This window comes from Mesorhizobium sp. (assembly GCF_004963255.1).
GTDB lineage: Bacteria > Pseudomonadota > Alphaproteobacteria > Rhizobiales > Rhizobiaceae > Mesorhizobium.
Genome location: NZ_SUGA01000002.1, coordinates 80770 through 98304, shown reverse-complemented (window position 1 = coordinate 98304; position 17535 = coordinate 80770). Strand labels below are relative to the sequence as shown.

Annotated in this window: 20 protein-coding genes; 5 read left to right on the top strand and 15 right to left on the bottom strand. The window is 63.9% G+C overall.

Annotated elements, in window-relative coordinates:
• Positions 1-80: 80 nt before the first annotated feature.
• A complete protein-coding gene (locus E5X34_RS03345) occupies positions 81-647 on the top strand; it encodes a TIGR02281 family clan AA aspartic protease (RefSeq protein ID WP_292561002.1) in 567 nt (188 codons plus the stop codon).
• A 107-nt stretch (positions 648-754) separates the two neighbouring features.
• Here E5X34_RS03345 and deoA read toward each other — a convergent pair whose 3' ends face one another.
• The 6 genes from deoA to E5X34_RS03315 form a co-directional block, all read right to left on the bottom strand.
• Positions 755-2071: a thymidine phosphorylase gene (gene deoA / locus E5X34_RS03340; protein WP_292560999.1), complete on the bottom strand. Its 1317-nt coding sequence runs from the start codon at positions 2069-2071 to the stop codon at positions 755-757.
• Entirely contained in the window at positions 2071-2874 is an 804-nt protein-coding gene (locus E5X34_RS03335; protein ID WP_292560997.1) for a purine-nucleoside phosphorylase, read from the bottom strand. Before E5X34_RS03335 ends, deoA begins: the two co-directional genes overlap by 1 nt.
• The gene (gene cdd, locus E5X34_RS03330) at positions 2871-3263 is read right to left on the bottom strand and encodes a cytidine deaminase (protein ID WP_126081399.1); all 393 of its coding nucleotides are present in this window, start codon (positions 3261-3263) and stop codon (positions 2871-2873) included. Before cdd ends, E5X34_RS03335 begins: the two co-directional genes overlap by 4 nt.
• 76 nt (positions 3264-3339) lie before the next feature.
• The gene (locus tag E5X34_RS03325) at positions 3340-4311 is read right to left on the bottom strand and encodes an ABC transporter permease (RefSeq protein ID WP_042639287.1); all 972 of its coding nucleotides are present in this window, start codon (positions 4309-4311) and stop codon (positions 3340-3342) included.
• A 1-nt stretch (position 4312) separates the two neighbouring features.
• Positions 4313-5452, bottom strand: coding sequence for an ABC transporter permease (locus E5X34_RS03320; RefSeq protein WP_042639286.1), 1140 nt, complete (start codon positions 5450-5452; stop codon positions 4313-4315).
• The gene (locus E5X34_RS03315) at positions 5449-6981 is read right to left on the bottom strand and encodes an ABC transporter ATP-binding protein (protein ID WP_292560993.1); all 1533 of its coding nucleotides are present in this window, start codon (positions 6979-6981) and stop codon (positions 5449-5451) included. Before E5X34_RS03315 ends, E5X34_RS03320 begins: the two co-directional genes overlap by 4 nt.
• Before the next feature lie 256 nt (positions 6982-7237).
• Here E5X34_RS03315 and E5X34_RS03310 point away from each other — a divergent pair, with 256 nt between their 5' ends.
• The gene (locus E5X34_RS03310) at positions 7238-7447 is read left to right on the top strand and encodes a SlyX family protein (RefSeq protein ID WP_042639282.1); all 210 of its coding nucleotides are present in this window, start codon (positions 7238-7240) and stop codon (positions 7445-7447) included.
• A 21-nt stretch (positions 7448-7468) separates the two neighbouring features.
• Positions 7469-7876: a hypothetical protein gene (locus E5X34_RS03305; RefSeq protein ID WP_292560989.1), complete on the top strand. Its 408-nt coding sequence runs from the start codon at positions 7469-7471 to the stop codon at positions 7874-7876.
• Between the two features lie 105 nt (positions 7877-7981).
• Here E5X34_RS03305 and E5X34_RS03300 read toward each other — a convergent pair whose 3' ends face one another.
• The 6 genes from E5X34_RS03300 to E5X34_RS03275 all read right to left on the bottom strand — a co-directional run bounded on the left by E5X34_RS03300 (position 7982) and on the right by E5X34_RS03275 (position 12960).
• Positions 7982-8971, bottom strand: a complete 990-nt coding sequence (locus E5X34_RS03300) for a BMP family ABC transporter substrate-binding protein (protein ID WP_042639278.1) — start codon at positions 8969-8971, stop codon at positions 7982-7984.
• Between the two features lie 281 nt (positions 8972-9252).
• On the bottom strand, positions 9253-9579 hold the full coding sequence (locus E5X34_RS03295; protein ID WP_292560986.1) for a hypothetical protein: 327 nt from the start codon (positions 9577-9579) through the stop codon (positions 9253-9255).
• 99 nt (positions 9580-9678) lie between these two features.
• Positions 9679-10380: a hypothetical protein gene (locus E5X34_RS03290; RefSeq protein WP_292560984.1), complete on the bottom strand. Its 702-nt coding sequence runs from the start codon at positions 10378-10380 to the stop codon at positions 9679-9681.
• 98 nt (positions 10381-10478) lie between these two features.
• Complete coding sequence (locus tag E5X34_RS03285) at positions 10479-11891, bottom strand: bifunctional serine/threonine-protein kinase/universal stress protein (protein ID WP_292560982.1); 1413 nt, start codon at positions 11889-11891, stop codon at positions 10479-10481.
• 119 nt (positions 11892-12010) lie between these two features.
• Positions 12011-12664 (bottom strand): hypothetical protein, encoded by a 654-nt coding sequence (locus E5X34_RS03280; protein WP_292560978.1) that lies wholly within the window; start codon positions 12662-12664, stop codon positions 12011-12013.
• Complete coding sequence (locus E5X34_RS03275) at positions 12661-12960, bottom strand: DUF3572 domain-containing protein (protein WP_112127631.1); 300 nt, start codon at positions 12958-12960, stop codon at positions 12661-12663. Before E5X34_RS03275 ends, E5X34_RS03280 begins: the two co-directional genes overlap by 4 nt.
• A gap of 236 nt (positions 12961-13196) precedes the next feature.
• Between E5X34_RS03275 and E5X34_RS03270 the strand changes: the two genes are divergently transcribed.
• A complete protein-coding gene (locus E5X34_RS03270) occupies positions 13197-13568 on the top strand; it encodes a response regulator (RefSeq protein WP_027166515.1) in 372 nt (123 codons plus the stop codon).
• A 33-nt stretch (positions 13569-13601) separates the two neighbouring features.
• Positions 13602-14975, top strand: a complete 1374-nt coding sequence (locus E5X34_RS03265) for a PleD family two-component system response regulator (protein ID WP_292560975.1) — start codon at positions 13602-13604, stop codon at positions 14973-14975.
• Positions 14976-15494: 519 nt separating this feature from the next.
• On the opposite strand, the gene rpmG is transcribed toward E5X34_RS03265, so the two are convergent.
• The 3 genes from rpmG to E5X34_RS03250 form a co-directional block, all read right to left on the bottom strand.
• Entirely contained in the window at positions 15495-15662 is a 168-nt protein-coding gene (gene rpmG / locus E5X34_RS03260; protein WP_006201775.1) for a 50S ribosomal protein L33, read from the bottom strand.
• A 156-nt stretch (positions 15663-15818) separates the two neighbouring features.
• Positions 15819-16277, bottom strand: coding sequence for a hypothetical protein (locus E5X34_RS03255; protein ID WP_127305573.1), 459 nt, complete (start codon positions 16275-16277; stop codon positions 15819-15821).
• 195 nt (positions 16278-16472) lie between these two features.
• Positions 16473-17535, bottom strand: a 1063-nt coding sequence (locus E5X34_RS03250) for an MFS transporter (protein ID WP_292560971.1), incomplete at its 5' end; no start/stop codon positions are given.

Here is a 17535-nt window from a genome sequence, read left to right as displayed (position 1 = left end):
CAACCACGTGGTTCCGGCGCACGTTAAAGCGGCAAACACCATGCCGGCTTTAGGATGTGGCCTTGATCCAAGGGGCATCCATGCTGCGCAAGCTTCTTATCCTCGGCATCTTTGCCGGAACCTCGGCCTCGATTCCGATCGTCTTTCAGGCCAATCCGCATCTGGTGGACGGCCTGCTCAAATCGACCGAAACCGCGCAGCCGACGGCGCCCAAGGCCGAGCCCCAGGTCAATCTCGTCTCGGTCCCGGCCAAGCCGGCCACGCCGATGCCGCTCGGCCGGCAGGTTCTGGTCAATGCCGATGACCGCGGCCATTTCACATCGCAGTTCAAGCTCAACGGCCGGCAGATCGACGGCATGATCGACACCGGCGCGACACTGGTTGCAATCAACGCCTCGACCGCGCGCAGAATCGGCATCTCGCTCAACCCGTCAGATTTCAATCAACAGGTGAACACTGCCAATGGGGCGATCAAGGCCGCCGTCGTTACGGTCGACCACCTGCAGATCGGCAAGATCTCGGTCGACAACGTGCAGGCGATGGTGCTTGATGACCGGGCGCTGCAGACCAACCTGATTGGCATGAGCTTCCTGCAGCGGTTGCAGAAATACCAGGTCCAGGACGGCGCGCTGCTGCTCGTCCAGTAAGTGTGATAAGCAATTCCAGGAAAAGTGTGCAGCGGTTTTCCGTCCGGAATTGCGTCAAAACAAAATAGATAAAGCAGGTCACCGTTTCCGCGAAACGGTGACCTGCTTTATCGCGCCAATATCCGCCTGAGCACGGTCTTCTCGGCGGGCGGCTTGGAACCTCCGATCGTGTAAGCGGCACGCACGGCCGCCGCTGCCGCCTCGGCCTCCGCGTCTGTGCGGGCGTGCACCAGCGCCAGCGCCTCGCCTGAGCGCGCCTCGGCGCCGACCGGCAACAGCCGGGTCAAGCCGACCGCATGATCGATCTTGTCATCCGGACGGGAACGCCCGCCGCCGAGCGTGACAACGGCCAGCCCGATGTCGCGCGTGGCAATGCCGGTCACGAACCCCTCCTGTTCCGCCATCACGGCCAGTTCGACCGGCGCCGTCGGCAGATATTTTTCCGGCTTCTCGATGAAATCGCCGGGACCGCCAAGCACCGCCACCATCCGCGCAAAGACGGAAGCCGCCCGGCCGCCGGCGAGCGCTTCGGTCGCGCGCCTGAGACCATCTTGCTGCGACGAGACCAGCCCTGCCGACTGCAGCATCTCCGCCGCCAACGCCAGCGTCACGTCCTCCAGCCGCTTGTCGCGAAAACGGCCGGTGAGGAAGTCGACGGCATTCTTCACTTCGACCGCGTTGCCGGCAGCCGAAGCCAGCGGTTCGTTCATGCCCGTCACCAAGGCGGAAGCGTTCAGGCCAGCGCCGTTGGCGACTTCCACCAGGCTGTTCGCCAGGGCCACCGCATCGCGCGACTTTTCCATGAAGGCGCCGTTGCCGACCTTGACGTCGAGCACCAGCGAGCCCAGGCCTGCGGCAAGCTTCTTCGACAGGATCGAAGCGGTGATCAGCGGTATGGACTCGACCGTGCCCGTCACGTCGCGGATCGCGTAGAGCCGGCGGTCGGCGGGCGCCAGATCGGCGGTCTGGCCGATGATGGCGCATCCCGTTTCCAGCACCGCCTTGCGCAAAAGCGCGACATCCGGCTGGCTGGCATAGCCGGGGATGGCATCCATCTTGTCCAGCGTGCCGCCGGTGTGGCCGAGGCCGCGCCCGGAAATCATCGGCACATAGGCGCCGCAGGCGGCGACGATCGGCGCCAGCATCAGCGAGACATTGTCGCCGACGCCGCCCGTCGAATGCTTGTCGGTGACCGGCCCCGGCAGGTCGGACCAGTCGAGCACGTCGCCGGAATCGCGCATGGCGATCGTCAGCGCCACCGCCTCCTCGGGGCTCATGCCGTTGAGGAACACGGCCATCGCGAAAGCGCCGACCTGGCCTTCGGAAATGGTGCCGGCCGTCAGCCCGGCGACGAAGGCCGCGATCTCATCGGACGAGAGCCTGTGGCCGTCGCGCTTGCGGCGGATGATCTCCTGCGGCAGCATCAGTCGGGCAAGCCGTCCTGGAAGACGCGCCGCAGGATCGTCGCCAGCCGCGCGCCGCCGACCGGCGCCATGTCCTTGGTCTCCTGGTGCGAGAGCTCCGCTCCGGTCATGCCGGCCGCCAGGTTGGTGATGACCGAGCAGGCGGCGACCTTGAGGCCGAGGAAGCGCGCGAGAATGACCTCCGGCACGGTCGACATGCCGACAGCGTTGGCGCCCATGACGCGCGCCATGCGGATCTCGGCCGGCGTCTCGAAGCAGGGTCCGGAGAACCACATATAGACGCCTCTGTGCAGCGCCGTGCCGGTTTCCTTGGCCGCCTTTTCGATCGCGCTGCGCAGGCCCTTATCATAGGCCTCGGTGAGGCCGACGAAGCGGCGGTCGCTCGGCTCGCCGATCAGCGGGTTGGAGCCGGAAAAATTGATGTGATCGGTGATCAGCATCACCGAGCCCGGTCCCATTTCAGGATCGACCGAGCCGGCGGCATTGGTGAGGATCAGATGCGAGATGCCGATGCCGGCCAGCACCTCCAGTGCCGGGCGCATCGCGGCGGCGTTGCCATGCTCGTAATAATGCGCGCGGCCGGACAGCATCAGCACCGGCGTGCCGGCGAAATGCCCGGCAACCACCTCGCCAGCATGGCCTGAAACACCGCTGCGCGGGAAGCCCGGCAACTCGGCATAAGAGACGCGCCTGGCATCCTTGACCTGGTCGACCAGCCCGCCAAGGCCCGAGCCCAGCACCAGCGCCGCCTTGGGCGCCAGCCCGTCCAGCTTCTCGACCAGATGATCCAGCGCTTCCATCATTTCAAGATATCGCCCCTGAAGCCGTAAGGCAGCATCTCGCCCATGGTGACCGTCTCGGCCACGCCGGTGTTGTCGCAGAGATAGAGCTTCGTGTCCGGCCGGCAGAATTCCGCCAGCCGCTGCCGGCAGCCGCCGCAGGGCGAGCATTTGGCCATGCGTTCGGCGATCACGGCGATCTCGACGATCCTGCCGCCGCCGCCCATGATGTAGTGGCCGAGCGCGGTCGTCTCGGCGCACCAGCCCTCGGGGTAGGACGCCACCTCGATGTTCGCGCCGGTGAAGACACGCCCGTCCTCGGTGCGAAGCGCGGCACCCACCGGGAATTTCGAATAGGGCGCATAGGCCTTGGCCATCGCCGTCTTCGCCGCCTCGAACAGATCATGCGACATCCGGTTCTTCTCTCCCACGATCTTGTTCAAATGCCGGTCGCCGCCGAACGAAAATCCAGCCTCAGCGTTCCCGATCTCAACGTTCCTTGACATAGGGCACGCCGCCGGCGCGCGGCGGAATAGCCTTGCCTATGAAGCCCGCCAGGAGGATAACGGTCAGCACATAGGGCAGCGCCTGCATGAACTGCGCCGGCACCTTGCCGACAAGGGGAAGCGGCGACCCCTGCAGGCGGATGGATGCCGCGTCGAGGAAGCCGAACAACAGGCAAGCGAACATGGCGTTGACCGGCTTCCATTTGGCGAAGATCAGCGCTGCCAGCGCGATATAGCCCTTGCCCGCCGTCATGTCCTTCACGAAGCCGCCATTCTGGACCATCGACAGATAGGCGCCGGCGACCCCGGTCAGGATACCGGTGCAGATCAGCGCGCGATAGCGCAGCCAGGCGACCGAGATGCCGGCAGTGTCGACGGCGGCCGGATTTTCGCCGACGGCGCGCATCCTGAGCCCGAAGCGGGTGCGAAACAGCACCCACCAGGTGAACGGCACCATGGCGAAGGCGAAATAGACCAGGATCGAGTGGCCGGAAATCAGCTCGGCATAGATCGGGCCGATGATCGGCACATCCCTGATCGCCTCGGCGCCGGGCCAGATGATCGCCTCGAAGCGTTCGCCCGGCTGCAGTGCCGGCGTGCGCCCGCCCTGCTGGAACCAGGCCTGGCCGAGGATGATGGTCGACCCGGCGGCAATGAAGTTGATCGCCACGCCGGAGACGATCTGGTTGCCGCGATGCGTGATCGAGGCAAAGCCATGCACCAGGGCGAAAGCGACCGAGATCAGGATCGCCGTGCCGAGGCCGATCAGCGCCGAGTGGAAGACCGCCGCGGCCGAAGCACCGGCAAAGGCGCCGACCAGCATCTTGCCTTCCAGCCCGATGTCGAAGATGCCGGCCCGTTCCGAGTAAAGGCCGGCCAGACAGGCGAGCAGCAGCGGCACCGAGAGGCGGATGGTCGAATCCAGCACCTGGACGATTGCGTTGAACATGTCCATCTCAGGCCCCTGTCCCCTTGACCGCCTGCATGCCGACCGACTTCGGACTGACCGAGGCGAACAGCGCCTGGATGTAAGGCCTGAACATATGTTCCAGCGCGCCGGCGAACAGGATGACAAGGCCCTGGATGATGACGATCATGTCGCGGCTGATCGCCGGCATCTCGAAGGCAAGCTCGGCGCCGCCCTGGTAGAGCATGCCGAACAGGATCGCCGCCAGCACGATGCCGACCGGATGCAGCCGGCCCATCAGCGCCACCGCGATGCCGACATAGCCGGCGCCGGACACGAAATCGATCGCGACGTTGTGCTGGTCGCCCATGACGGGGTTCAGCGCCATCATGCCGGCCAGCGCGCCCGAGATCATCATCGCGGTGATGATGATGCGGGTTTCCGAAATGCCGGCGTAGCGCGCGGCCTTGGGGCTATGGCCATAGGTGCGCATCTCATAGCCGAGCCTGGTGCGCCAGATCAGAAGCCAGACCAGGAAGGCCATGACCAGCGCCAGCAGGAAGCAGATGTTGAGTGGCGCCGAGCGGATCTTGGCGCCGAACAATTCGATCACCCAGTTGAGCTTCGGCAGTTCCGCCCCGGCAAGGAAATTGCGCGTCTGCGGTGCCTGCGAACCGGCCGGCTTCAGCGCGCCGACCAAGAGATAGACCATCACCGAGGCCGCGATGAAGTTGAACATGATGGTGGTGATGACGATGTGCGACCCGCGCTTGGCCTGGAGATAGGCCGGGATCAGGCCCCAGAGCGCGCCGAACGCCGCGGCGGCGACGATCGCGATCGGAAAGATCACCCACCAGGGCATCACGCTGTCGAGGCTCAGGCAAACGAGCGCGATGCCCAGGCCGCCTATATAGGCCTGGCCCTCGGTGCCGATATTGAACAGGCTGCAATGCGCAGCCACCGCCACCGACAGTCCGGTGAAGATGAAGGTGGTGGCATAGAAGAGCGTGAAGGCGATGCCCGTGCCCCTGCCGAAGGCGCCTTCGACGAGGATGACGGCAGCGCGGAACGGGTTCTCGCCGACCAGCATGACGACGAAACCGGCGACGATAAAGGCGACCGACAGGTTGATCAGCGGGATCAGCCCGTAATCGGCCCAGGCCGGCAGCTTGGCGTAGGGCGTGCTCATTCGGCGGCCTCCTGGTGCTCGACGCCGGCCATCAGCAGGCCGAGCTCGCCTTCGGTCGCCTCGGGGCCGCGCTCGCCGACGACACGGCCGGCGAACATCACCAGGATACGGTCGGAGAGCGAGCGGATTTCGTCGAGCTCGACCGACACCACCAGCACGGCCTTGCCCTGGTCGCGCATGGCGATCAGCCGCTTGTGGATGAATTCGATGGCGCCGACGTCGACGCCGCGCGTCGGCTGGCCGACGATCAGCACGCCGGGGTCCTGTTCCATTTCCCTGGCCAGCACGATCTTCTGCTGGTTGCCGCCGGAGAAATTGGCCGTCTTCAGCCGTGGATTCGCGGGACGGATGTCGTATTTCTCGATCTTGTCCTTGGCGTCGGCCATGATGGCATCGACGTCTAGGAACGGCCCCTTCAGATAGCGTTCGTCGTCGTGATAGCCGAGGATGGAATTCTCGTTCTCCTCGAAAGCGAGCACCAGCCCGACATGGTGGCGGTCCTCCGGCACATGGGCCAGCCCGCGGTCGCGCAATTCGCCGGGATCGGCCTTGCCGGTGAGGTCGATCGGCTTGCCGTCGAGCATCACCTCGCCGGAGACCGCATGCCTGATGCCGGAGATTGCTTCCAGCAGCTCGGACTGGCCGTTGCCGGCAACGCCGGCGATGCCGACGATCTCGCCGCCGCGCACGTCGAAGGAGACGTTGTCGACCATGGTGACGCCGCGCTGGTCCTTCACCGTCAGGTTCTTCACCGACAGTTTCACCGCGCCGGCTTCCGACTGGCCTTTCTCGACCCTGAGCAGCACGCGCCGGCCGACCATCAGCTCGGCCAATTCGCCGACCGTGGTTTCCTTTGTCGTCCTGGTCGCCACCATGGTTCCCTGGCGCATCACCGAAACCGTGTCGGTGATCGCCATGATCTCACGCAGCTTGTGCGTGATGAGCACGATCGTCTTGCCCTGGTCCTTCAATTGCTTGAGGATGCGGAAGAGGTGGTCGGCCTCGGCCGGCGTCAAGACGCCGGTCGGCTCGTCCAGGATAAGGATCTCGGCGCCGCGATAGAGCGCCTTGAGGATCTCGACGCGCTGCTGCAGGCCGACCGGCAGCTCCTCGATGACGGCGTCGGGGTCGACCTCGAGGCCGTATTCGCGTTCCAGCCGGTCAAGCTCCGAGCGCGCCTTGGTTATGCTGCTCTTCAGCAGCGCATCGGTCTCGGCGCCGAGGATGACATTTTCCAGCACCGTGAAATTGTCGACCAGCATGAAATGCTGGTGGACCATGCCGATGCCGAGCGCGATCGCGTCGTTGGACGTGTGGATCGAAACGGGCTTGCCGCCGACGCGGATTTCGCCGCTGTCGGCCTGGTAGAAGCCGTAGAGGATCGACATCAGCGTCGACTTGCCGGCGCCATTCTCGCCGACAATGCCGTGGATGGTGCCGCGCGCGACCTCCAGGTTGATGTCGCGGTTGGCGCGCACCGCGCCAAAGCTCTTGTTGATGCCTATGAGCTCAATTGCGGCTTGCGCCATGCAGCCTGTCCCACTCAGTTTTTTTATCGCTTGGTCAAAATGCCTAGCATGATGCCCCGCTTATGCCAATCGGCCGTTCACTCTCGACAAATCCCCGCGCCCTTGTCAATTTCGAACCTGAGCAGGTTCCGCAAAAGTGTCCCGCGGTTTTGCGATCGGAACCTGCGAGAACCAACTGAGCATAAGCGGGTACTCGTGGGCATCACACGAATATCTGCTTGGGTGAAGGCTTCACATTCGCAAGGACCGGTTTTGCATGGCCACGCCTGACGATCGGCTGACGACGCTGGAAATCCGCGCCGCCGAGCAGGAAAAGACGATCGAGGAATTGTCCGGCCAGATCGCCGAACAGTGGAAGGTGATCGAGCGCATGGAGCGCAAGCTCGCTGCCTTGACCGACCGCTTCCTGGAGTTGGAGGAGCAGACCGCCTCCGACGTTCCGGTGACCAAGCCGCCGCATTGGTGAGGCCCATGGGAAAAGACGGCCATGTCCAGTGAAAGCGACCGCGTCGCCCGGGCCGGCGACTATGTCTTCGGCCTGATGAACGACAGGGAACGCGCCCGCGCCGAGCGTGACCTCGAGATCGATCCTGCCTTTCGCGACACGGTGCTGCGGCTCGCCGAGCGCCTGCGCGCGCTTGATCCGGCGGCGCCCGATGCACGCAGCAATCGCTGGGAGCTGATCACACAACGCCTTGCCGAACTGCCGCAGATGCAGGCGCGGCGCGCCGGCCTTGCCGCTCCCGAGGCCGAACCGCCGCCAGTGATGATCCACCGGCTCGAGCGCAAGTCCTACGGCGTCGGCCTGCATTCGCTTGGCGGCAGGCTTGGTTTTGTCATTGCGCTTGCCCTTTTGGCAGCGTTCGCGCTCGGCTATATCGTCGGCACGCTATAGGTTGTCCCCTCGGCCACGGCTTCGACCGCCGGCCGCATCGTCCCCTGCCAAAAACGAAACCGCCGGGCACTGGCCCGGCGGTTCAAACCCTGCTTCAGCTGCCGATCAATAGGGGCACTTGTTGTCAGCGGTATAGTCGTGCACCTCGACCTTGCCGGCGATGATGTCGGCCTTGGCCTTTTCGACCGCGGCCTTCATCTCGTCGGTCACCAGCGCCTTGTTGTTGTCGTCCATGGCGTAGTCGACGCCGCCTTCCTTGAGGCCGAGATTCTGGAGGCCGCCCTTGAAGGTGCCGTTCTTGCCGTCCATGAAGGCGTTGTAGACGGCGACGTCGACGCGCTTCATCATCGAGGTCAGCACCTTGCCTGGCTGCAGGCCGTTCTGGTTGGAATCGACGCCGATGCCGAGCTTGCCGGCATCCGCCGCCGCCTGCAGCACGCCGACGCCCGTGCCGCCGGCCGCCGCGTAGACCACGTCGGCGCCCTGGTCGATCTGGGTCTTGGCGATCTCACCGCCCTTGGCCGGATCATTCCAGGCGGCCGGCGTGTCGCCGGTCATGTTCTGGATGACGTCGGTAGCACCCGCCGACTTGGCGCCGCCGACATAGCCGCATTCGAACTTGCGGATCAGCGGGATGTCCATGCCGCCGATGAAGCCGACCTTCTTCGACTTCGACGCCATCGCCGCAAGGATGCCGACGAGGTAGGAGCCTTCGTTCTCCTTGAACACCAGCGAGCGGACATTGGGCAGGTCGACGGCATCGTCGATAATGGCGAAGTTCAGGTCAGGATAGTCTTTCGCGACCGCTTTAAGCGCGTCTTCCCAGGCAAAGCCGGCCATGACGATCGGGTTGCGGCCATCCTCGGCGAAGCGGCGCAGCGCCTGCTCGCGCTGCGAGGCGTTGGAGACTTCGAATTCGACATAGGCGACGCCGGTTTCGGTCTTGAACTTCTCAGCGCCGTGATAGGCGGCTTCGTTGAAGGATTTGTCGAACTTGCCGCCCAGATCATAGAGGATGGCCGGCTGCACGTCCGCGGCGAAAGCCGGAAGAACCATTGCGGTTGCGGCCAGAAGGCCGAGAACGATACGTTTCATGTGATCCACACCCTGTCGGTTATTTTTCCGTTTTGCGCCGCCTGCCTGCCCGGTTCTCCGGCAGGCTGGCGACGCCAGGCAGGAAGTTGTTTGCCCTTCCCGCTCGCGGCCAATCTGGCACGGCGCGAAACAAAATTCACGTGGATTTTTGACCTGTTGGAAAAAGCGGTTACCGGCGCTCCGGCACGGCTCTTTGAGCAATTCCAGGAAAGTGTGAAGCGGTCAGGCTCGCGCGGTTTCGCCGTAGCATTCCGTCCGGAATTGCGTCGCAACGAGAGCCTTCAGGGGCTTGGAGCGAATTCCGCGCCCCGGCGCCTGCGCCGGTAGCCGATGGCGTAGAGCAGGAAAGCAAGCACCGCGAACACGGCGAAACCAGGCTGCGCGAGCACCCAGGCGATGGCGCCGTCCCACACCAGCGGACTTGCCTTGGCGCGCACGAAGCTCTCGAAGGCGGCGCGGGTATCCGGCGAGACCGCGAGCCAGCTCGCGTTGAGCGGCGTCATCACCAGCGAGGAGGCGGCGACCGAGCGTGTCGTGTCGATCACCGCCATGATGACCGAAATCGACAGCGCTATCATGGCTGCCAGCCGAAAGATGAACCGCAACATCGACGCTCTCCCCGGGAAGGCTCCCGTCTACCCCGCCATCGACATAGAGCGTGCGTGGTTCCCGCGCAATCGCGGCCCCATGAAATTGAGGCCTTGGAATTACTGAGCCCGCGGCGGCCTGCGCCGGTTGACCCGCCAGATGGCGAAAATGCCGCCGGCGATCGCGCCGACGATCAGGCCGCCCAGCCCGATGAAAGCCGCGAAAAATCCGCAGGCGCCCTCGAAGCAGCTCATATGCGTCAGGTCCGCGATCAGCGAACCGGCGAAGAACCCACCAAATGCGCCGATCACGCCGCCAAGGATGATGCCGAGCAGCGCGGCGAGGATCGAGACGAAGACCGGCGGCCGCTCGGTCTCCGGATTGGCGTAGACCGTCTCGGCGCCGGCGCCGTTGCGCAGGAGATAGATGCAGAGCAGGCCGATGGCGATCTCGGCGACGGTGAAACCCAGCCCCTCGGCCGAGAACACGAAGTCGGACACCAGCAGCACATAGGCCTGGCGTACCAGGATCCATATGATGATGGCGACCTGCCAGATCGTGTAGTGGCGCGGGAAACGGGCCGATCGGTTGAAGGCGAGACCAAGCAGGTACAGCCCCCACAGAATGGTGATGACACCGCCGGCGAGGCCGCCATAGATCAGGAAGAGGACGTTATCCGGCAGGCTGAAGTCGCCGATCAGCCGCCAGTTCGAGATCAGGCCATAGGCCGACAGGCCCATGACGATGACGAGCCAGGCCACCGGGATGAAGGAAAGCCCGCTGTCCGGCCGCCCCGCGGGTTGCTGGTCGATCGATGCCATGTCAGGACAATGCCCCTCGCAAAGCCCAATGCAATTCTGGGAGCAGTCGACAGGCAGGCAAGGCCGAAGTCAAGCTCGCTTGCAGGGCACCGACCACGTCACGGCGGCAGCCGCCTTTCTTCCTCGACCGCTTTCAATCGCACGACCGACACCGAGCAAAGGGCTCGCGCCACGACCTTGGTCGACACGCTGCCGAGGTGGCGGCGAATTGCCGAAGAGGATCGGGCGCCGACAACGATGTGCCCGACATCATTGTGCTCGGCATAATTGAGGATCGCGTCGGCCGGACTGACGGCCTCCAGCACGTGATAGCTTATGCGGTCCTCCGGCAGATGCAGCGGACGCGCCCAGTCTTTGAGCGCGACCAGGCGCTGCAGATAGACAAGGCGCCCTGATTCATCGACATCCGGTGTCTTGCCGACAATCTCGGTCTTCAACACCGTCACGCAGGCCAGCCAGGAATCCTGACGTGCCGCGAGGACACGCGCGGTTTCGTTGCGAACCTCGCCTGCCAGCGCATCGCTGCCGTTGGCAAGGTCGACTGCGGCCAGAACGATCGGCGGTCCGGCGCGCGCCGCGGAGCTGGCCGCCTTGCCAACCAGCGACTTCTCATCCGTCCTGCGGAAAAGATTCCTGATCGCGCCCCAGGCCCGTTCGTTCGACGGCGCGCTCTTCCTGGCGACCACAACCTGATCGGGGTTCCTGAGATCCGACAGAACATGCGCCGCTTCGCCATAGCGCCTGGATCGGTCGACTTCCATGCAGCGCACAATGACGGCCTCCAGCCACCTCGGTACGGCCTTGTCGATGTCTCGCGGCGGCTTGGGCGCATGGTAGAGCCTGCGCTTCATTCCCGCGAAGGTGGCCGGACGCCCGAATGGCTCCTCCCCGGTGGCGAGCTGATAGAGGATGCAGCCCAGCGCGAATATATCGCTTGCGGGATCGGACCTCTCGCCCAGCACCTGCTCCGGCGACATATAGGCTGCCGTGCCCATCGGCACGGAACTCTCTTCGCCGAGAAGGTCCGGAAGCTCCGCATGGCGGGCGAGGCCGAAGTCCAAGAGCACGGCGCCACGCTCGGCCAGAATGATGTTTTCAGGCTTGAGATCGAGGTGGACGACCTTCTGGCGGTGCAAAGCGGCGAGCGCTTTCGCGATTTCGGCGCCGATCCTTGCCACCTCGTCCGGCGGCTGTGGCGCGCGGTTCGTCAGCTCCGCCAGACCGATGCCGGCGACGAACTCCATGGCAATATAGGGAACCTTCGCCAGGCTTCCGGATGCCGCGAAGCGTGGCACATGCGGACCCGACAGGCGTTTGAGGATCAATTCCTCGGCTTCGAAGCCGAGAATGACGGAAACGTCTCCGCCCGGGTTGAGAAACGGTATCTTCAGCAGAAGCGGGAAATCGAAATTCGGATTTCTCGCGCGCCATAGCGTCGCCATGCCGCCGGATTGAAGCCGCTCGACGAGCTCGAAACCATCGATGTTTGCCCCTGCCTCGAACTTCTGCATCCATCGCCTCCAGGCTGACTAGAGCAATTCCAGGAAAAGTGTGAGCGGTTTTCCGTCCGGAATTGCGTAAAAACAAGGAGATAGAGTGGTTCGCCGTTTCCGTGAAACGGTGAAACGCTCTAAAGACGGAGCGCGGCAGCGATCTTGGGCGCGGCCTCGCGCCAGTCCTCGACCGAGACGATGTCCTCCGGCGTCGGCGGCAGGAAGGCGCGCAGCGAGTTGTCGGCCATCAGATGGAAGAGGTGGGCGTCGGCCACGGAATTGCGCGCCGAGACCAGGTTCGAGGGCTGGTCGTCGACGAAGGCGACCGGCCGGCCTTTAAGTCCGCGCAGTTTGGCGATGGCCGGCCCCTTGGCCATCTCGGTCGTCAGCAACGGGTAGTCGAGCCCCAGCGCATCGAGATGGGCGCGGCGCACGGCGCGATGCTTGTGCGGCATTGCGGTCAGCATGACGATCTCGGCGCCTTGTCCAAGCATCGCCAGGGCATCCGCCGCGCCCTCGGTGATGCTTTGCCAATCCGCTTGGGTGTCGAAGAATTCGCCCAGCAGCGCCGTCACTTCCGGCTGTTCGATCAGCCGCCCGGTAGCCGTTTCGGCGATGTTGCCGGTGAGGCGGAAGGAAGCCAGCGTCAGCCCGAAGCCGCGCGTTTTGAGGAAATGCGGAAAGGGCCGGACGAATTCGAGCACGACATCGTCGACATCGAGCACCAGCAGCGGCCGGTCGTCGGCGGCAAGCTCCTCGATCTGCCGCGCCGTCTCGGGATCGTCGCTCATGTCGAGCGCTCGTGATCGTCGTTGCCGAGCGGGAGCGCGCGCAATGCCTTGCCGACGGCGGCCGGCGGCGTGCCGGTCTCCTCGGCGAAGCGCAGCAGCGTCGGCTCATGAGCGAGGATGAATTGCAGGACGCCGGCAAGGAAGCCAGGCTCCGCGGCGGCCTTGCGGATCGAGTTGGCCTCGATGCCGGTGATCGCCAGGAAGCGGGGCAGAAGTTCCGGATCGGCGGCGACGAAGCCCAGCGCCTTGACGGCAATGGTTTCCGCTTCCTCGCGCATTGACGCTGCGTTCGCCATCATTACCTTTGGAATGGTGGATTTTTGAGTCTGCTAACGCAGTAACGGCAAGCGTCGCTTGCGGCAAGCCTCCGCTCTCTCCCGCAAAACGCCCGAAGGTGGAATTGGTGCAGCTTTCCAACCTCCGGTTTCCGTTTCGTCAATTATATTGGGCTAGGGTGGAAAGGGTTGGGTGCGGTCCGAGGAGACGCATTGCGACGGTCTTCGGCTTCGAGGGCGGTCGGGACGGGAAATTGATGGCTAAGAAGGTCATGATCGTCGAGGACAACGAGCTCAACATGAAGCTCTTTCGGGACCTCATCGAAGCCAGCGGTTACGAGACGGTCCGCACGCGCAACGGGTTGGAGGCGTTGGATCTGGCGCGCCAGCACCGGCCGGACCTCATTTTGATGGACATCCAGCTGCCCGAGGTCTCCGGCCTGGAAGTGACCAAATGGCTGAAGGAAGACGACGAATTGCATTCGATCCCCGTCATCGCCGTCACCGCCTTCGCGATGAAAGGCGATGAGGAGCGCATCCGTCAGGGCGGCTGCGAGGCCTATATCTCCAAGCCGATCTCGGTGCCGCGCTTCATCGAGACGATCAAATCCTACCTGGGCGATGCCTGATGCCCGTGACCAGCAGAACCGGAGCCTTTTGAGATGACCGCGCGGATCCTCGTCGTCGACGATATCCCGGCCAATGTGCGGCTGCTGGAGGTTCGGCTGCTTGCCGAGTATTTCGAGGTGCTGACGGCCAATAACGGCCCGGATGCGATCGAGACCTGCGAGAACGGCAAGGTCGACGTCGTGCTGCTCGACGTGATGATGCCAGGCATGGACGGGTTCGAGGTCTGCAAGCGCCTGAAGGGCGATCCGGCGACCTCGCATATACCGGTGGTCATGATCACCGCGCTCGACCAGGTCTCGGATCGGGTGCGCGGCCTAGAGGCCGGCGCGGACGATTTCCTGACCAAGCCGGTCAACGACCTGCAGCTGATGACCCGGGTGAAGAGCCTCGTCAGGCTGAAGTCGCTGACCGACGAGCTCAGGCTGCGCGCCTCGACCACGCGCAATATCGGGATTGAGGAACTTCTGAGCCGTGATTTCGCGACCGAAGACGTCAAGCCGAAGGTGCTTCTCATCGACGAGCGCAGATCCTCGGTCGAACGCATCCAGAAGATGCTGCGCCACAGCGCCGATCTCGATGTGGCGATCGATCCCAACGCAGGGTTTTTTCAGGCGGCCGAGACACCGTATGAATGCGTGCTGATCTCGACCGCATTCTCCGGCTTCGATGCGCTGAGGCTCTGCTCGCAACTGCGTTCGCTCGACCGCACCCGCTTCCTGCCGATCATGCTGCTCGCCGACGAGGGCGAGGAGGGCCGCATCCTGCGCGGACTGGAGCTCGGCATCAACGATTATCTGATCCGGCCGATCGACCAGCACGAGCTGACGGCGCGGCTGCGCACACAGGTGCGGCGCAAGCGCTACAACGACCAATTGCGCGCCAGCGTCGCCCAGACGATCGAGATGGCGGTGATCGACGGGCTGACAGGGCTGCACAACCGGCGCTACCTCGACAGCCACCTGCAGACGCTGTTCGATCGCGCCGCAGCGCGGCGGCGGCCGCTGTCGGTGATGATCACCGATCTCGACCGCTTCAAGTCGATCAACGACACTTATGGCCATGACGGCGGCGACGATGTGCTGCGGGAATTCGCCAGACGGCTGCGCAAGAATGTGCGCGGCATCGATCTCGCCTGCCGCTTCGGCGGCGAGGAGTTCGTCGTGGTTATGCCCGACACCGACGGCGCGGTCGCCGAGAAGGTGGCCGAGCGCATCCGCGCCGAGATCGCGCAGGCGCCTTTTGTCATCGGGAGCGACGGCAAGACGATCGAGGTGACGGTCAGCGTCGGCGTATCCTCGCTTCTGAAGGGAACCGACAGCGTCGCGGCACTGATGAAGCGCGCCGATCTTGCGCTCTATGAAGCCAAAAGCGGCGGCCGCAATCGGGTGGTCGCCAAGGCTGCTTGAAGCGCCTCGCCATCTTTCCGACCCGCTGTTTATGCTTTAGATTTAGATTTCGCGCATGCTCGTGCTTCAGCGGCATGCCTGCAAAAGGCGCCGATTCCCGGCCGTCCCCACAAGGTTAGGAATTTACCTTAACCCAAGCGATTCGCGAGCGGTGGTTAAGAAATGGTTGATTTTTATAAGGTCTTGCGCAAATCTGCGGCGCATAGACAGAAGGCAAGCCGGCACGAGGGTAGACTAGCCGGCTCGATCCGAAAAATACCCCATGATGCTCAGGTCCGCCGCATCTCCTGGGTCCGTGGGGTCGGCCGGCCGGCGCTGGCACATAGTGGCCTCCTCGTACCGCTGCCAAACGCCGACCGGCCCCCTTTTTCCTACAAACCGCCGACTGACCTTGCGCTGACAGCCGCGCAGCTCTGTGTCGCAGTCTTTCTTCCTGTCGGAAAACCGTGCTTCCTGAAAATTGCTCCAAAACAAAAACGCCGCCCGGAGGGCGGCGTTTCGATTCTCAGGATAACCAGGTTACTTGATCTTGGTTTCCTTGAACTCGACGTGCTTCTTGGCGACCGGATCGTACTTGCGGAACGAGAGCTTGTCCGTCTTGGTACGGCTGTTCTTGCTGGTCACGTAGAAGAACCCAGTGTCGGCGGTCGACAGAAGCTTGATCTTGATGTTTGCGGCTTTGGCCATGATGTTCGTCCGTTAATGTTCGTGGAGTTTTGGCCGCTGGAGCACGGGGAAAACACCCGGACGCGGGAAACTTGGCGCGACACATAAAGAACGCTCCCGGAAAGTCAAGCCCGGGCGCCATTCTTGCCTCATTTCGGCATCGTCGGAGTTCACGCTTCAGGCGTTGTGCTCGACCAACTGTCCCTTCTTTTTCCAGTCGCCCGTCGTGTTCCACCATCGATTCGGATTGGCGCGGTCGTCCAGACCCTTGGAGCGGCTGGCGAGCAGCGGCTGGATGCGGATGACGGGCTCCTGGTAGGAATGGGCCTGGAATATCGCCTCGACAACGCGGGCGGCGAGCGCTTGGTCGTCAGCGATCTCGAACGACACTTCGACGGTGCCCGGCCGCCGGCGCAGTTCGTTCTCAGCGCCGGCGGCGGCGCCCTCAAGCGGCCGGTAGCGCTCAATGCCCTGCGCCGACTGATAGGCGTTGCTGTCATATTTGCCCATGCGCAGCGGCGTGATCGCCACCACCGCCTCCATGATGCGCTCGACATCGGCGGCCGGCGCCTGGAATGTGACGAGCAGAAGCAGTTCCATCCTGAGGGATCTGGTTTCAAAGCCGCTGTCGATCATCGCAATTCTCCTGCCTGGCGTTGGAGCCAAGGTATAGCAGGGGTGCTGCTGACACGGTGATGTCAGGATGTCCGATGCCGGCGGCGTCCGCCTAAAGCGCGTCGCGCTGAAACAGATTCAGGCGACGCGCTTTAGGTCTTTATTTTGATGCATGTCGTTGTCCCAGAACCGCTGAACACTTCTGGGCGACATCCATTAGAGAATCCTGCGCACCAGCCTGACCAGGACCAGAAGCATGTAGGCGGCGAAGAAGATGGCCAGCGACCAGCCGAAGCCGGAGGGGCCGAAGGCGTCCATGCCGATGCCGATCGCCTGCGGACCGATCACCATGCCGACGCCGTAGCACAGCACGAAGGCCGCGTTGGCGGACGCCAGCTCATGGCCGGAAAGCTGCGAGCCGAGATGGGCAAGGCCTATCGTATACATCGCCGCGACGACGCCGCCCCAGACAAACAGAAGGGCGGCCATAAGATGCCAGTTCTGCGCGAAGAAGGGCATGAAGACGGTGCCGATCAGGCCGACGGTGGCGCAGCCCAGAAGCAGATGGCGCCGGTCCGAGACACGGTCGCTGATCATGCCGATCGGGATCTGCAGGAGCACGTTGCCGAGCCCGATCATTGTCAGCAGCAGTGCGGCGTCGGCCTCCGAATAGCCGATGCGGCTGCCATAGACGGGGAAGAGCGAGAAACCGCCGGTCTCGACGGCGCCGAAGACAAGCACGGCGAAGGTCGCGGTCGGCACCAGCCAGATGTAGCGCAGGAAATGGCTGGTCTCGCTCTCGGCGACGATTGTCGGGCTCTCGTTGCGGGCCGCCAGCACCGGAATCGCGGCAAGCGTCACCAGCGCTATGGTGACGCCGAATGGCAGGAAGCCCGAACTGCCGAGATGGGCGAACAGCCAGGGTCCGGCGGCAAAGCCGAGCGACAAAACGGTGGCGTAGATCCCAAGCACAAGGCCGCGGCGGTTCGGCGGCGCGGAGGTGCTGATCCAGAATTCCGACAGGATGAACAGCACCGTCAGCGAGATATGCAGGGCGACGCGCAGCGGAAACCACATCCAGAAATCCGGCGCGAAATGAAAACCGACAAAGGCCAGCGCGCCGATGGCGATCATCAACAGCATGGTCCAGGCGACGCCGAGCCGCATGGCAAGCGGGGTGGCGAGCGGCGCGCCGGCGATAGAGGCGAGGCCGGCGACGGCCGTGTTGAGGCCGATCATCGAAGCGGAGTGGCCGCGGCTTTCCAGAATGACGCTGAGC

Excerpts from the sequence above, each read along its gene's own strand:
- E5X34_RS03275 (WP_112127631.1), bottom strand. The coding sequence starts at position 12,960 with ATGGCGAACGCAGCGTCAATGCGCGAGGAAGCGGAAACCATTGCCGTC.
- E5X34_RS03320 (WP_042639286.1), bottom strand. The coding sequence starts at position 5,452 with ATGAGCACGCCCTACGCCAAGCTGCCGGCCTGGGCCGATTACGGGCTG.
- E5X34_RS03285 (WP_292560982.1), bottom strand. The coding sequence starts at position 11,891 with ATGCAGAAGTTCGAGGCAGGGGCAAACATCGATGGTTTCGAGCTCGTC.
- E5X34_RS03310 (WP_042639282.1), top strand. The coding sequence starts at position 7,238 with ATGGCCACGCCTGACGATCGGCTGACGACGCTGGAAATCCGCGCCGCC.
- E5X34_RS03255 (WP_127305573.1), bottom strand. The coding sequence starts at position 16,277 with ATGATCGACAGCGGCTTTGAAACCAGATCCCTCAGGATGGAACTGCTT.
- E5X34_RS03305 (WP_292560989.1), top strand. The coding sequence starts at position 7,469 with ATGTCCAGTGAAAGCGACCGCGTCGCCCGGGCCGGCGACTATGTCTTC.
- cdd (WP_126081399.1), bottom strand. The coding sequence starts at position 3,263 with ATGTCGCATGATCTGTTCGAGGCGGCGAAGACGGCGATGGCCAAGGCC.
- E5X34_RS03335 (WP_292560997.1), bottom strand. The coding sequence starts at position 2,874 with ATGATGGAAGCGCTGGATCATCTGGTCGAGAAGCTGGACGGGCTGGCG.
- E5X34_RS03280 (WP_292560978.1), bottom strand. The coding sequence starts at position 12,664 with ATGAGCGACGATCCCGAGACGGCGCGGCAGATCGAGGAGCTTGCCGCC.
- E5X34_RS03325 (WP_042639287.1), bottom strand. The coding sequence starts at position 4,311 with ATGGACATGTTCAACGCAATCGTCCAGGTGCTGGATTCGACCATCCGC.
- deoA (WP_292560999.1), bottom strand. The coding sequence starts at position 2,071 with ATGCTGCCGCAGGAGATCATCCGCCGCAAGCGCGACGGCCACAGGCTC.
- E5X34_RS03265 (WP_292560975.1), top strand. The coding sequence starts at position 13,602 with ATGACCGCGCGGATCCTCGTCGTCGACGATATCCCGGCCAATGTGCGG.
- E5X34_RS03300 (WP_042639278.1), bottom strand. The coding sequence starts at position 8,971 with ATGAAACGTATCGTTCTCGGCCTTCTGGCCGCAACCGCAATGGTTCTT.
- E5X34_RS03345 (WP_292561002.1), top strand. The coding sequence starts at position 81 with ATGCTGCGCAAGCTTCTTATCCTCGGCATCTTTGCCGGAACCTCGGCC.
- E5X34_RS03270 (WP_027166515.1), top strand. The coding sequence starts at position 13,197 with ATGGCTAAGAAGGTCATGATCGTCGAGGACAACGAGCTCAACATGAAG.
- E5X34_RS03315 (WP_292560993.1), bottom strand. The coding sequence starts at position 6,981 with ATGGCGCAAGCCGCAATTGAGCTCATAGGCATCAACAAGAGCTTTGGC.
- rpmG (WP_006201775.1), bottom strand. The coding sequence starts at position 15,662 with ATGGCCAAAGCCGCAAACATCAAGATCAAGCTTCTGTCGACCGCCGAC.
- E5X34_RS03290 (WP_292560984.1), bottom strand. The coding sequence starts at position 10,380 with ATGGCATCGATCGACCAGCAACCCGCGGGGCGGCCGGACAGCGGGCTT.
- E5X34_RS03295 (WP_292560986.1), bottom strand. The coding sequence starts at position 9,579 with ATGTTGCGGTTCATCTTTCGGCTGGCAGCCATGATAGCGCTGTCGATT.